We start from the raw sequence: 12,821 nt of genomic DNA on the forward strand, positions 1-12,821 counted from the left end.
TCACGCCAGCGGTGCCACCAGGTCCGGGCCGTTGTTCCGCACGGACCCGACCGCCGCGTCGACCTCATGCCAGACGAGGGCGGGCGCAGGGGCGGCGACCGCGTCGTGGAGCTCCGCCGGCGTGGAGTCGCGCGCGAGCCATGCGGCCGCAGACTCCGTGGTGAGCATCGCGGGCTGGCGGTCGTGGATCTGCTGCATCTCGTCGCGCGAGGCCACCGTGACGATCGAGCATGACGCCATCCACGCTGCATCGGCGCCCGCCGCCTTGTCGCGCCAGAACTCGTACAGTCCCGCGAAGGCGAGCGGTGAGCCGTCCGCGGGATGGATGAAGAACGGGGTCTTGCCGTCCGTGCCGGTGCGCCATTCGTAGTACCCCGACGCAGGGATGATGCAGCGCCGCTTGGCGAACGCGGCGCGGAAGGACGGCTTCTCCGCCATCGTCTCGGATCTGGCGTTGAACATGCGTGAGCCGACCGACGGGTCCTTGGCCCACGAGGGCACCAGGCCCCAGCGTGCGACCTCCAGGTGACGTTCGCCGACGGGCGCGGGCTCCTTCGCAGGGACGACGATGGGCACCTTCTGCGTGGGTGCGACATTCCACGAGGGCGGCAGCAGGCGCACCTCGTCGGACGCCACCGCCACCTCGAACGCGTCGATCAGGTCCTGCTCCGTCAGGAAGTTCGCATACCGGCCGCACATGCCTCCAGTGTGCCTGGATGCTGTGACGGCGGCGCGTCAGACGGGGTCGGCGGCGGGGTCGCTCGCCGGCGCGGAGGCGGGGTCGCCCTTGAGAACGCCGAAGGCGAGCGCGACCACGGCGAGCAGCACTGCCATCAGCACCACGTCCCACGGCGTGAGCGGCCTGAGCAGCGCGAAGCACAGTGCGAACACCGCCGCCAGCGCCGCCCAGAGCAGCCAGCCCTGGCGGTCGAGCAGGCGGGCGAGATCGGGCGAGCGCCATCCGCGGTCGTCGAGCGCCGAACCTCCCCGCGCGAGCACGGACGAGCCGCCGCGGCGCGCCGACGCGGCAGCCGCGGACCCGCCGGCGAGGAAGCCTCCGAGCAGCGCGATGGCCCCCGCGAGCGCGAACGCGAGGCTCGAGGCCACGAGCTGACGGGTGAGGCCGCCGTACAGGGCGACCGTCGCGTCGACGGGGATGTCGGAGGCGAGCCCCGCCGCCGCGACGGCGCCCACGACCGTGAGCAGGCCCGCCATCGTCCCGCCCACCACGAGCATGAGGCTCCCGGCGATCATCACGGCACGCGCGCGGCGCGGGTGGACCAGCACGCCCACCACGAGCAGCGCGAGGACCAGCCACGGCAGGACCGAGCCGAGCGTGGTCAGGATCGCGTAGGCGAGGCGAGCGGTCGCCACCTGCGGCACCTGCGTGACCGTGATGGACACGTCGACAGACGGGATCGAGTCCGCGAGGCCGAACCCCTGATCCACGAGCGCCGGCTTGAGGGCGTCGAGGATCGGCTGCAGCTGGATCACCACGTCACCGGACGAGTTGATCGCGACCGCGCCCTGGCCGTCCCCCTCGAGGATCGACACGAGCTGCGAGTGGGTGAGCGTGAGCGCGTCCTCCCACACCGACGCGAACGCGTCGGACTGGACGACGGCGGTGAGGGCCGAGCGGATGGCGACGCGCGTCTGGTCCGCCAGCAGCGGACCGAGGACGTCGGCCGCAGCGGCGAGGCGCGGCGTCGAGTCCGCCGTGATGATGCTGTCCAGCAGGTCCTGCACCAGCGCGTCGGTGTCCAGCGCGTCGTCGATGGCCGTCGAGGCCTTGTCCACGATCAGCGCCTGCACGGCGGGGTCCTTCGCCAGCGGTGCGAGCGTCGCGACGAACGCGCGCGTGTCGCTCACCTGAGCTGCCGCGAACGACGCGACGCTCGTGAGCGGTGCCAGGATCGCCGCGATCACGATGAGCGTCGCACCCAGGAAGGACCGGCCTCGGCGGTGCGGCGCGTCCGCCGCAGGCTGCTGCGCGCCGGCGGGCCCGGTCGGCGGGGCGGGAGGATGGTCCTGCAGGCGCGACTGCAGCTCCTCGTTCTCCGCCTCGAGCTCCCGCAGCCGCTGCTCGAGCTGCGCCTTCGTCGTCCTGCTGTCCGCCATGACTGCCCCCGCCCCAGGTTCGGCCGGCCCGCTGCCGCCCATGGTCCGAGCGTAGCGATCGGCCTGGACGAGGGCTGCAGCCACGCGTCACGCGGCGTGCGCCTCACATGTGGCCCAGAGCGTCGCGCGCACCCCCGACCTGGTGAACGGAGCGGAGACAATGTGACCTGACCTGTGCGTCCGTTGTTCGCGTCTGACGGCCGGTGGCGAGTTCTCCACAGATGCGTCGTGGTCCCGGTCTGCGGCGGTGACGCCTGCCTAGGTTGTCGGTCCATGGGGGCAGACACGAACGCGCAGCTGGAGTCGCGGGTGCGCGCCCGGATCCGAGAGCGGGGAGTGGGTCCGCTGCGCGATCGCGACTCGGTGCGTGCCTTGGTGGACGAGGCGTTGGCCGAGTGGGGCGAGCGGGCGTTGGCCGGTGCTGTGGTCCCAGTCGAGGACCCGGCCGAGACGTCGCGCACGGTCCTCGCGAACGTCGCGGGGCTCGGACCGCTCCAGCAGTACATGGACGATCCGGAGATCGAGGAGATCTGGATCAACGAGCCGTCGTTGGTCAACTAGAGATGTCTTCAAACGGCCTGGTGTGGAGTCAGTTCAGTCCGCGGCTGCACGCCGAGATCGTCGCCCGCTTATCTGTGGTTGCGGTCGGTTTGGGTGCCCGCGGCCGGGCCCTTGGCGGGCGAGGTCTGGTCTCAAGGGCGGCCCGGCTGCGTCTCCATGGCCAAGGGGTGCCGCGGAGCGGAACCTTGGCCGAACTGCCGTATAGGGCATCCTTGCTGACATTATGGGAAAGATGGCACTAAGTGCTAGAAATCTGATGTCATGCGAGTGGGTGGTCGCGCTGGGGGCGTTGAGTCGCGGCGAGTCGCTGGCGTGGTCTGTGCATCGGGGAGGTCCCCCGGTGCATCGCTCATGTTGTGAGACGGGGTAATGGGGGTATTTGTGAAGAGAGCGTTGAGGGCTCTAGGTGTGGCAGCCGTGGCTTCTTCGCTGGTTGTTTCGGGAGGGACATTCGCGAGTGCTGGCGAGCCTGCAGGCGGTGACGTTGTCGACGTCGTCGAAGAGGTCGCCGATGGCGTGTTGGACGACGCTGTCGCGACTGACGTGCTGGACGGTGACGCGGACTCGGTGATTCAGGGCGAAGTCTCCGGCACGGCGGTTGACATCCCGGTCGATCCGTCGGGCGGGGTGGTGATCGGAGACGGCGACGCGGAGGTTGCGATTGCCCTGCCTTTCGCGGATCAAGCCGACGATGCGGTCGTGGCAGACGGCGTTGTCAGCTATGACAACAACAACGGCTCGCAGACCTTGCCTGTGGTCAAGGAAGATGGGGCGCTGCAGATCCTGACCACGATCGAGGGGCCAGACTCGCCGACTGCCTACGACTACGCGATGGATTTGCCCGAGGGTGCATCATTGCTCGACGACGGCGCAGGCGGTGTCCTGGTTGTTGATGGGGACGAGGCGCTGCTGGGTTGGATCGATGCTGCGTGGGCCATCGACGCGAACGGAGAGCCCGTCGCCACCCACTATGAGATTGACGGTGCGACGCTCATCCAGGTCGTCGAGACGGACGAGTACGCCGCCTATCCTGTCGTGGCGGACCCGAAGTACTACTGGTGGGGTGTGAGGTTCACCTTGTCGAGCAGGCAAGCGACCCAATTGAAGTGGACGCTTGCGGGAGGAGCTGGAGCGCTCACAATCGCGTCCCTCGGCTGCACTGCCACCTTTGCTGGAGCGTTGCCTTGTGGTCTGCCGGTGGGGATCGCCGCGGTGATCGTCGGTCTTGGTGGGGCGGTCGTGGGTGCGTGTAACAAGAACAGCCGGGGCACGTACATCTACGTTACGTACGCAGGGCAGGCTTGGTGCAGGTCGCGATGAGACTTCCTGAAACAAGTCGGTCGACGATGGGTGGAGTAATGATCTCCATTGCGGTGCTCCTGCTCGTCGTGGCGGTTGTCGTCGCGCTCATGCCAGATACCTGGCTCGAATCAAGCCCCGGCCTCTTCGTGGGAATGTGCCTTGGTTCCGCGCTCACGACGCTGTACTACTCGTGGCGTGACTACCGGCGTCGTTCGGCTCGTCCAGATTCCGCGGATCCCGGCGCCTGACGTCATGAACTCGGCGGCCCCGTTGCTCTCGCCGCGAGAGCGACGGGGCTGCTTTGCGTGCGGGGCTGCCGCAGTGGTAGGCGACGTTCCCGCTTCGTCTGCGACGTTGGCCCGCACGGCCGGCCGCGCGGCCTGGAGTTCTCCACAGATGACCCGCGCTCCCCGGCATGGAGTGGCCGATTTGCCTAGTTTGTCCGTTCATGGGGACGGAGGTTCTGGCGCTGCTTGAGGAGCAGGTGCGCGCGCAGATTCGCGAGCGGGGAGTGGATCCGCTGCGCGATCGCGATGCGGTGCGTGATCTGGTCGACGATGCGCTGGCCGAGTGGGGCGAGCGTGCGCTGACCGGTGCCGTGGTCCCGGTCGACGATCCGATCGAGGCCTCGCGCGCGGTGCTCGCCAACGTGGCCGGTCTCGGACCGCTCCAGCAGTACATGGACGATCCGGAGATCGAGGAGATCTGGATCAACGAGCCGAGCAGTGTGTTCGTCGCGCGGCGGGGAGTGCCCGAGCTGACCACCACGATCCTCACCTCGACCCAGGTCCGCGACCTGGTCGAGCAGATGCTCAAGCTGTCAGGCCGCCGGCTCGACCTGTCCAGTCCGTTCGTCGACGCCTCACTCCCCGGAGGCGAACGCCTCCATGCGGTGATCCCGGATGTCACACGCGAGCACTGGAGCGTCAACATCAGGAAATACGTCGCACGGGCGGCTCACCCTGAGGACCTCGTGCAGCTCGGCTCCCTCACCCCGGACGCTGCCAGTTTCCTGGTCGCCGCAGTGACCGTAGGCCTCAACATCCTTGTGTCGGGGGCGACGCAGGCGGGCAAGACCACCATGCTGAACGCCCTCGCCGGTGCGATCCCGGCCCGTGATCGGGTGGTCACGTGCGAGGAGGTGTTCGAGCTCGCGCTTCCGCTCCGGGATGTGGTCGGGATGCAATGTCGGCAGCCGTCGCTCGAGGGTACCGGCGAGATTCCACTGAGACGCCTCGTGAAAGAGGCGTTGCGCATGAGGCCGGATCGCATCGTGATCGGTGAGGTGCGGGAGGCAGAGTCGCTCGACATGCTGATCGCGCTCAACGCTGGCGTGCCCGGGATGTGCACCCTCCATGCCAACTCCGCGCGCGACGCGGTGGTGAAGATGTGCACCCTGCCGCTGCTCGCGGGAGACAACGTGACCGCGGCGTTCGTCGTTCCGACGGTGGCGTCAGCCATCGATCTGGTGGTGCACCTCGACCGCGATGCGCACGGGACGCGCCGGGTGCGGGAGATCGTCGGCGTGCCTGGCCGCGTAGAGCAGGGGATCGTCGAGCTGTCGGACCTCTTCAGACGCCAGGCGGGCGTGCTCGTCCGCGGCGACGGGCATCCGCCGCATGCGGAGCGGTTCGCCCGCGCAGGGATCGACGTCGTCCGCCTCTGGGGAGCGCGCTGAATGGGCACCGTACTCGGCCTGATGCTCGGCGCAGGCGCCTTCCTCGTGTGGTGGTCCACCTGGGCCGCCGACGCGGTGCGTGTGCCCACGATCGGGCGATGGAGCCGGTCGCTTCGTGACGACCTGCACCAGGCGGGCATCCACGGGGTCGCTCCGCACACGCTCGCCGGCACCGCAGCGCTGCTGGGTGTCGCAGTCGCCGTCATCGGCGGGGCGGTGACCGGCTCGTTCGTCATCGGAGCATGCTTCGGCGCCCTCGCGTCGCGAGGTCCGTTCGCGCTCGTACGGGGCCGGGCTCGAGCGCGACGGGGACGGATGCGGGAATCCTGGCCGGAGGCGGTCGACAGCCTGTCCTCCGGGATCAGGGCAGGACTGGCGCTGCCGGAGGCGCTGAGCCAGCTCGGGGAGAGGGGGCCCATGGAGCTGCGCGATGCCTTCGCAGCCTTCGGGCGCGACTTCCGTGCGTCCGGCAGGTTCTCTGAGAGCCTCGATGAGCTGAAGGCACGGCTCGCGGATCCGGTGGCGGATCGGATCGTCGAGGCGCTCCGGCTCACCCGCGAGGTGGGCGGCACCGATATCGGACATCTGCTCAGAACCCTGAGCGAGCTGCTCCGTGAGGACGCTCGCACCCGTGGCGAGCTCGAGGCGCGTCAGAGCTGGACCGTCAACGCAGCGCGCCTCGCCGTCGCGGCGCCGTGGGCGGTGCTGCTCATGCTCGCGAGCCAGCCGCAGAACGCACGCGCATACGACTCCGGCGTCGGCGTGACGATCCTGGTAGCCGGGGGAGGTGCGACGGTGATCGCGTACCGCGTCATGATGCGGATCGGGCGCCTTCCGCAGGAGCAGCGGGTAATGCGGTGATCCCAGCGATCCTCTGCGGCGCGGCTTTGGGCGCAGGGCTTGCGCTCGCGCTCTCGTGGTGGCAGGCGCGCCGGCTCACGCTCGCCATGAGGCTCGCGCCGTCGATGCCGGCATCGAGGGTCTTACGGGTGCCGATGCTCTCGGCGGCGTCAGCCCCGTTGCTCGAGCGTCTTCTCGCCCCCGTGGTGCGTGACGCAGTCCACGCGCTCGAACGGTGGGGGACCTCGACGGCGGAGATCGAGAGGCGTGTTCGGCGCGCCGGTTGGACCACGAGTCCGGATCAGTTCCGTGCAGGACAGGTGGTGTGGGGCGCGCTCGGCCTCGCCGTGGGCCTCGCCGCGTCGATCCTCCTGGCCGCCTCCCGTGGAGCTGCCCCGGCGGTGCTGCTGATCCTCACCCTTGCGGCGGGGGCCGCCGGCGTGGTGCTGCGCGAGCGCGCGCTGGCCGTCGCCGTCGCGCGGCGCGAGCAGAGGATGCTCGACGAGCTTCCGGCCATCGCAGAGCTTCTCGCGCTGTCCGTGTCCGCCGGGGAGGGTGCCACCGGCGCGATGGAGCGGGTATCCCGCCTCGCCGAAGGCGACCTCTCTCAAGAGATCCGCGAGGTGCTCGCCCGGACGCGAGCGGGGATGCCACTGGCGGAATCGCTCAGGGTCCTCGCCGGCGCGACGGGCCTTCAGGCCGTCCGCCGCTTCGCGGACACGATCGCGACTGCGGTGGAACGAGGCACACCGCTTGCCGACGTGCTCAGGGCGCAGGCCGTCGACGTGCGTGAGGCGCGACGCCAGTCGCTGATGGAGGACGGGGGCAGACGGGAGATCCTCATGATGATCCCGGCTGTCAACCGCTAGATATACCCTGGCGCTATGGATGCTGCGGTCTACTGCCGTATCAGTCGCGACGCCGACGGGCGTGGCGAGGGTGTCGAGCGCCAGGAAGCCGACGCGCGGGCTCTCGCGGACCGCCTGGGACTGACCGTAGCGCACGTGTACGTTGACAACGATCTAGGCGCTTCGACACGCTCGAGGGCGGCACGGCCCGAGTACGCGGCCATGCTCGAGGCGGCTCGCGGAGGGAAGTTCGGAGCGGTTATCGCCTACTCGAATAGCAGGCTGACCCGGAGGCCCCGCGAGTGGGAGGACCTAATCGAGCTCGCGGAGAAGTACGGCATTCGCATCATGACGTGCGTGTCTGGAAGCGCAGATTTCAGCACGGCGGACGGGCGAGCGGTCGCACGCACGATCGCCGCATGGGACGCCGCCGAAGCCGAGCGCACGGGCGAGCGCGTCAAGCGTGCTTTCGATCAGCGCGCCGAGGAAGGGCGTCCCCATGGGATGCGCGCCTACGGGTGGGACAGGATCGACGGACAGGACGTGGTGAACGACGCCGAGGCCGACGTGATCCGCGAGGCGTCGCGTCGCGTCATCACAGGCGAGTCGCTGCGCGCGATCGTGGCGGACCTCAACGCTCGCGGCGTGCCTGCCCCGCGCGTCGAGAAGTGGACGACGATTTCGCTTCGCCAGATCATCGTGCGAGACCGCAACGCTGGGCGGCGGGTCCATCGCGGCAAGGTGGTCGGCATGGGCTCGTGGGAACCGATCGTTGACGCCGACACGCTCGAGCGCGTCAAGGCTGTGGTGACGGACCCGTCGCGAAGGCACCTTCGCATGGGACAGCCGAGGAAGTGGCTGCTCAGCGGTGTCGCCGAGTGCGGGAAGTGTGGCGCGACCGTGCGCGGCAACGCTGGCAAGACCGGCGCTACCCGATACATCTGCCCTAAGTGCTTCGGGGTGCGCCGGTCCGTCGAGCTGGTCGATTCTGTCGTTGAGAGCGTCATGGTCGAGCGCCTCGCGCTGCCTGACGCACCGAACCTGTTCGGCGGCGACGCGGACGCGCTCGAGGAAGCACGGGGACGCCTCGAGGGTGCGCGGGCGCGTATGGCGACGGCAGCGGACCAGTTCGCAGAGGGCACGATTTCCGCCGAGCAGTTGGCGAGGATCACCGCGAGGCTGCGAGTCGATGAGGCCGCCGCGCTCGAGGCGGTCCGCGCGTCAGAGCCTGTTCAGGTGCTCGGGGATTTCTCGGCGGATACCGTGCGCGAAGTGTGGGCAGAGGCAAGCGCGGAGCAGCGCCGCGAAGTGATCCGCACACTCATGCGGGTGACGATTCTGCCCGTAGGCTCGGGATTCCGGCCCGGCCCCGAGTCGATCGCAATCGAGTGGCGCACCTGAGGCGGGGCCTAGCCGGGTGCTGCGATCGGGTGCGGACGGATGCGGGGGAATGCGGTCGATTGCGTCGAATTGCCTATCAATTCCCCATGTGAGGAATATTTCAACCCCGTTGGTGGGAATGGCAGGAGGGAGCACGGCTGCCCGTGGGTGGTCAAAAAAGCGGACGCGCTCAGATCGCAGGGTGATTGTGATTTGACGTGCTCGAGGTTCGTGCGGCCTCGGTGACGATGGTGTGCGGCCTGGCCCCTGCGCTTCACCCCGGCTGCTGTTCTCTGGCTTTGCGCTTGCCTGTTGCGCCGTGTGCGGTGCGGTGGTCGGCTCGAGCTGCGCGGTGCGGTGGTGAGGCGGTGCTGTTGGGTGACCCACTGCCAAGCGTGTGCCCCTTCGCTAAGGGCACGTCTATCCCTCCCGAGACTCTCCCTCAGAGTCTCCGGCCTGGTCACGCTCGCGCGTTCATGATGTGGTTGTTGGTACAAAGCACCACCATGACAGTAGCACACGACGGAGCTAGTGTGCGGTGGCGGCTGCGTGCTGAGACATGCCTGTCATGACTGTCATGACTGTCATGAGGCGTCTACCAGGTGTTATGCCTGATTTGCCGGACTGTCATGTAACTGTCATGAGGACTGTCATGAGGATTGAAGCGGTCCCGAGGGACGCGAAAGGCCCCCTCGCGCTACCCCACGGAGCGCAAGGGGGCCGGTCTCGTGGCCGTGAGGTTATCCTCGGCGTGCGGCTGCACTGACCTTGGCCGCGTTCACCTTGGCCTGGTCGGCTTCGCCCTCGAGGCGCTTGGCGTCCGACATCGCTACGCCGCGCTCGTGCTCGAGTCGACGCGCCTCGGCCTCGGCCTTCGCTACCTCAAGCATCTTCTCGGCCTCGGCGATGCGGGCACGCTCACGGGCAATGGTGAGGGCCTCGTTCTTCTCAGCGTCGCGGCGTCGGCCAGCGGCGCTCAGGTCCGCGTAGGCCTGCTTGTTGGCATTCTGCGCGCGGGAGAGTGCACGCTCGGCACGGGCGAGCTGTGCCTCGAGCTCGGGGGTCTGCTCGTCGGCCATGTCGAGCGCGTGGCCTGCTGCGGCGATCGCTGCCTCAGCTGCGCTCACTCGGGCGTTGGTGCGGCTGATTGCGAGGTGTGCGGCTTTCTCGGCGGCGATTGTCTCGGGGGAAGGTGTGAACATGGTGTGTCCTCTCGTCGGTTCTTGGTGGTGGTTCGGTTACTTGGTCAGGGGCGAGTAGGCGGTCGCCGAGGCGACCGCTGCGGCCAGGTGCGATGCGTCCCTCGTACGAGCGGATGCGCGGGCTACTGCGCTGCTGTACTCGCTCGCTGCGCGCTCGTTTCGGTCCGCGATCACCTGCGCGGCTGCGGCGTCCGAGACTGCAGCGGCACGCGCCTGCCGAACCGTTCCGAGGGCCTCGGTGATCCGGGCCTCAGCGGCAGCCCGTTCGGATTCGGCGCGGTTGATCTCCTCGAGCGCCTTCGCGCGTGTGGGCGCGGGGGTCTCGGGGTCAAGTAGCACCCTGCGTGCGGACTTCCCGCGACGCTCGGCCAAACGGGCGGCGCGGACGGCGTTCGACAGTGACGCTGCTGTCATGACTGCGGCTTGCGCGTCGCGTCCGATCTGGTCGCGGTCGTCCTGGTCGATCGTCCTAAGTGCTGCCTGAACGGGTGTCAGGTTCATGCTCATGGTGCTCTCCTTCGGTGTGGTGTGTTGTGTTGTTCTTGCAGGGTTAGGGGGCGGCTGCCCCGGGGTGTGGGTCTGTTGTTCGTGCCGCGATCGCCTCGCGGCGGGCGGCCTCGGCGTCGTCTCCCGCGTCGCGGTAGGCGGCGGCGGCTCGAGTCATGGCGTCGGCCACGGCTGCGCTGTCGCCCCGACGATGAGCGGTGAGGGCCTCGGCGTCGGCCTGGCGGGCGATCGTGAGCGCAGCGGTGGGATCTGCTGCGTCGGGTGTCGGTAGGAACTCAGGTACGTCGTCGCCGGGGTCGGCGGCGTCGGGAAATGGCGGCGGCTCGAGAGTGTCCGCGGTGCCTTGGGTGTCGCTCGTGGGACCTATTGCGGCGTTGATTCGGTAAATGATGGAGCGGCGACTGTTCGCTTCGGTGTCCGTGTCGAGCTCGGTGAGGTATCCGCGAAGCACGAGGCGGTCAAGGGCGTCGCGGAGGGCGTCGCGGTCAGGGATGCGCTTGGTGATCGCGACGCGGTAGACCTCGCGTGCGGTGATCGTGTCGGCGTCGGGGAAGCGGCTACGGATGCGCGTCCACACGTAGTCCGCGTTTCGGTCGGCGTCGGCTGCCTCTGCGGCGGCGTGGGCGGTGACTGCCTGGCCCATGAAGTAGCGTCCGATCGTGGCGGCGCGATCGAGGGCGGCGGCGTCTACCTCGGTCGCGGTCGGGTCGATCGTGAGGGCCAGGAGGGTCGCGAGGCGCACCACGTCGCCGCACCACTTGCCACCGTAGTCGCGGAGGTCGGCCAGGAATCCGCCGGGCCTCATGAGGCCCTCGGTCCACTCGAGCAGGTTCGTCAGCTGGTCGCGGGCGGCGGGTGTGAAGCCGATCGGTGAGGGCTCGTCGCGGTGGTCGCCTCGAGAGTGCACGAGCGCGCTGATCGTGTCGGCGTAGGCGGCGACGATCGCGGGCGTTGCGGGCTCGGGGTTGGGGTGACGGTCTCCGATCCTGGCGGGCGGGAACGCGACCTGAAAGCGTGCGGGTAGGCCTCGAGCGCGTAGGAACGGATCGGCGAGGAAGTCGGCGAGGGGCTCGGGCTGTACCAGGACGCCGACGGTCAGCACGGGCCGGTCGGCACAGATGTCGGGGGCGGATCGGCGCGTGACGTGCATGGGGCCGTTGGACTTGCTTTGCAGGATGGGGTCAGTGTTCGGGGTGCCGCCGTAGCGGTGTCCGGTGACGGTCGCGATTGCGCCGGCCTCGTCGGTGATGAGGCCAACGCCTGCGGGATGCGCCGCGACCGTCGAGACCAGCGCCTCGGGGGTCGCGTCGCCGATCAGCAGCACGGGCGCGGGCGGGATGGTGGCGGCGTCGGCGGCAGCGAGGGCCTCGGCTGCTCGAGCGTCTGCGGCCAGGGCCTCGGCGGTGTCCGGTCCCTCAAGCCGCACGATCTTGTCGGCATCGGCGGCGAGGGTCTCGGCGTGGGTGCGAAGCGAGGCAGCACGGCGGGTCGCGGCGGCGCGGTCCCGGGCCGTGGCGTCCACGAGGCGAGCGGCAGCCTCGCGAAGCGGCGCGATCGCGTCGCGAAGCACAGGGGACTTGCGTTCTGCGGGATCGGCGGCGGCGGCAAGGTAGAGGTTCGCGGCTGCCTCGGTCCATCCCTGGCGCGGCGTGATGGTGACTGTTCCGCCGACTGCCGTCGAGAGCGCGGCGAGGCACGCCACGGCAGGCAGGGCGGAGTCAGTCTGGTACTGCCAGGCGATCGCGGCGACCCACGCGGCCAGGGGCTCGGGTAGTGCGTCGGTAGGGAACGCCGTAGGCAGCGCGTCGGGAGTCACCACGGGGACGCCTCAGATTGGGTGCGTCGTGCGGGGGCGACGTATGCGGCGAGCCATGCCGGGGCGGGGTAGTGGCGTGCGCGAATGTCAGCATCGGACCAACCGAGGCCGCGCAAGTAGGCGACGTAGGCGGGGCCTGCCGGGGTCCGTCCGCGCGTCGCGTCCGGTCGGTGCGCGTCGGGGTAGAGCTTCGCCTCCAGGGCGTCGAGCTGCGCGGTCGCGTCGCGTCGCTGTCGGGCGCGGTGGCGACGGTAGGCAGACGAGTCGAGACCCAGCGCGGCCATGACGCCGCCGCACGTGGGGCTAGGCAGCCAAGTGAACGCGGGTGTCGTGGCGTTCACGATCGGCTCGCCCGGGCTGCGGACGCGGGCGCGGCGAGCAGCGCGGCGACACGTCGGGACTGGTCAGGGGTGAGGGGCGGCGCTTTCGCGACCACGGAAGCGACATACGCGGCGAGCGCATCGCTGTTGCTGCTCATGGGGGTACAGCCGTTCCCCGCCGAAGGGGTCGAGCCGACTAGGCGCGCAAGGGTGCGCGGTCAGGGCCGCAACAGGCAGGGGCGCGCGTCG

At 69.4% G+C, this 12,821-nt stretch carries 14 protein-coding genes; 7 read left to right on the forward strand and 7 right to left on the reverse strand.

Annotated features, from left to right (window positions below):
• Complete coding sequence (locus RN607_RS03485) at positions 1–699, reverse strand: SOS response-associated peptidase (RefSeq protein WP_313544373.1); 699 nt, start codon at positions 697–699, stop codon at positions 1–3.
• 36 nt (positions 700–735) lie between these two features.
• Complete coding sequence (locus RN607_RS03490) at positions 736–2,118, reverse strand: bZIP transcription factor (RefSeq protein WP_313544375.1); 1,383 nt, start codon at positions 2,116–2,118, stop codon at positions 736–738.
• 273 nt (positions 2,119–2,391) lie between these two features.
• On the opposite strand from RN607_RS03490, the gene RN607_RS03495 reads away from it, so the two are divergent.
• The 7 genes from RN607_RS03495 (at position 2,392) to RN607_RS03525 (ending at position 8,748) form a co-directional block, all read left to right on the forward strand.
• Entirely contained in the window at positions 2,392–2,679 is a 288-nt protein-coding gene (locus RN607_RS03495) for a hypothetical protein (protein WP_313544377.1), read from the forward strand.
• A 381-nt stretch (positions 2,680–3,060) separates the two neighbouring features.
• On the forward strand, positions 3,061–3,999 hold the full coding sequence (locus RN607_RS03500) for a hypothetical protein (protein ID WP_313544378.1): 939 nt from the start codon (positions 3,061–3,063) through the stop codon (positions 3,997–3,999).
• 38 nt (positions 4,000–4,037) lie between these two features.
• Complete coding sequence (locus tag RN607_RS03505; protein WP_313499935.1) at positions 4,038–4,229, forward strand: hypothetical protein; 192 nt, start codon at positions 4,038–4,040, stop codon at positions 4,227–4,229.
• Between the two features lie 200 nt (positions 4,230–4,429).
• The gene (locus tag RN607_RS03510) at positions 4,430–5,659 is read left to right on the forward strand and encodes a TadA family conjugal transfer-associated ATPase (protein WP_313544379.1); all 1,230 of its coding nucleotides are present in this window, start codon (positions 4,430–4,432) and stop codon (positions 5,657–5,659) included.
• Positions 5,660–6,520 (forward strand): type II secretion system F family protein, encoded by an 861-nt coding sequence (locus RN607_RS03515; protein WP_313544380.1) that lies wholly within the window; start codon positions 5,660–5,662, stop codon positions 6,518–6,520. It begins immediately after the preceding gene.
• The gene (locus RN607_RS03520) at positions 6,517–7,368 is read left to right on the forward strand and encodes a type II secretion system F family protein (RefSeq protein ID WP_313544382.1); all 852 of its coding nucleotides are present in this window, start codon (positions 6,517–6,519) and stop codon (positions 7,366–7,368) included. The genes RN607_RS03515 and RN607_RS03520 overlap by 4 nt, the downstream gene beginning before the upstream one ends.
• A 15-nt stretch (positions 7,369–7,383) precedes the next feature.
• Positions 7,384–8,748, forward strand: coding sequence for a recombinase family protein (locus RN607_RS03525; RefSeq protein WP_313544385.1), 1,365 nt, complete (start codon positions 7,384–7,386; stop codon positions 8,746–8,748).
• A 719-nt stretch (positions 8,749–9,467) separates the two neighbouring features.
• Here the strand turns inward: RN607_RS03525 and RN607_RS03530 are convergent.
• Genes RN607_RS03530 through RN607_RS03550 form a run of 5 tightly spaced genes read right to left on the reverse strand, consistent with a single transcriptional unit; the run spans position 9,468 to position 12,730 of the window.
• Positions 9,468–9,929: a hypothetical protein gene (locus tag RN607_RS03530; protein WP_313544387.1), complete on the reverse strand. Its 462-nt coding sequence runs from the start codon at positions 9,927–9,929 to the stop codon at positions 9,468–9,470.
• Between the two features lie 36 nt (positions 9,930–9,965).
• Positions 9,966–10,436: a hypothetical protein gene (locus RN607_RS03535; protein ID WP_313544389.1), complete on the reverse strand. Its 471-nt coding sequence runs from the start codon at positions 10,434–10,436 to the stop codon at positions 9,966–9,968.
• A gap of 43 nt (positions 10,437–10,479) precedes the next feature.
• Complete coding sequence (locus RN607_RS03540; RefSeq protein ID WP_313544391.1) at positions 10,480–12,255, reverse strand: DUF3987 domain-containing protein; 1,776 nt, start codon at positions 12,253–12,255, stop codon at positions 10,480–10,482.
• Positions 12,249–12,593 carry a hypothetical protein gene (locus RN607_RS03545; protein ID WP_313544393.1) on the reverse strand — a complete coding sequence of 115 codons (345 nt, stop codon included), beginning with the start codon at positions 12,591–12,593 and terminating at the stop codon, positions 12,249–12,251. The genes RN607_RS03540 and RN607_RS03545 overlap by 7 nt, the downstream gene beginning before the upstream one ends.
• Positions 12,590–12,730, reverse strand: coding sequence for a hypothetical protein (locus RN607_RS03550; protein ID WP_313544395.1), 141 nt, complete (start codon positions 12,728–12,730; stop codon positions 12,590–12,592). Before RN607_RS03550 ends, RN607_RS03545 begins: the two co-directional genes overlap by 4 nt.
• Positions 12,731–12,821 lie beyond the last annotated feature (91 nt).

This window comes from Demequina capsici (genome assembly GCF_032102965.1).
Classification (GTDB): Bacteria; Actinomycetota; Actinomycetes; order Actinomycetales; family Demequinaceae; genus Demequina; species Demequina capsici.

What these genes read in the sequence shown, in the direction of transcription:
- RN607_RS03485 (WP_313544373.1), bottom strand. Translation starts at nt 699, where the DNA reads ATGTGCGGCCGGTATGCGAACTTCCTGACGGAGCAGGACCTGATCGAC.
- RN607_RS03490 (WP_313544375.1), bottom strand. Translation starts at nt 2,118, where the DNA reads ATGGCGGACAGCAGGACGACGAAGGCGCAGCTCGAGCAGCGGCTGCGG.
- RN607_RS03495 (WP_313544377.1), top strand. Translation starts at nt 2,392, where the DNA reads ATGGGGGCAGACACGAACGCGCAGCTGGAGTCGCGGGTGCGCGCCCGG.
- RN607_RS03505 (WP_313499935.1), top strand. Translation starts at nt 4,038, where the DNA reads ATGATCTCCATTGCGGTGCTCCTGCTCGTCGTGGCGGTTGTCGTCGCG.
- RN607_RS03510 (WP_313544379.1), top strand. Translation starts at nt 4,430, where the DNA reads ATGGGGACGGAGGTTCTGGCGCTGCTTGAGGAGCAGGTGCGCGCGCAG.
- RN607_RS03515 (WP_313544380.1), top strand. Translation starts at nt 5,660, where the DNA reads ATGGGCACCGTACTCGGCCTGATGCTCGGCGCAGGCGCCTTCCTCGTG.
- RN607_RS03525 (WP_313544385.1), top strand. Translation starts at nt 7,384, where the DNA reads ATGGATGCTGCGGTCTACTGCCGTATCAGTCGCGACGCCGACGGGCGT.
- RN607_RS03530 (WP_313544387.1), bottom strand. Translation starts at nt 9,929, where the DNA reads ATGTTCACACCTTCCCCCGAGACAATCGCCGCCGAGAAAGCCGCACAC.
- RN607_RS03535 (WP_313544389.1), bottom strand. Translation starts at nt 10,436, where the DNA reads ATGAGCATGAACCTGACACCCGTTCAGGCAGCACTTAGGACGATCGAC.
- RN607_RS03550 (WP_313544395.1), bottom strand. Translation starts at nt 12,730, where the DNA reads ATGAGCAGCAACAGCGATGCGCTCGCCGCGTATGTCGCTTCCGTGGTC.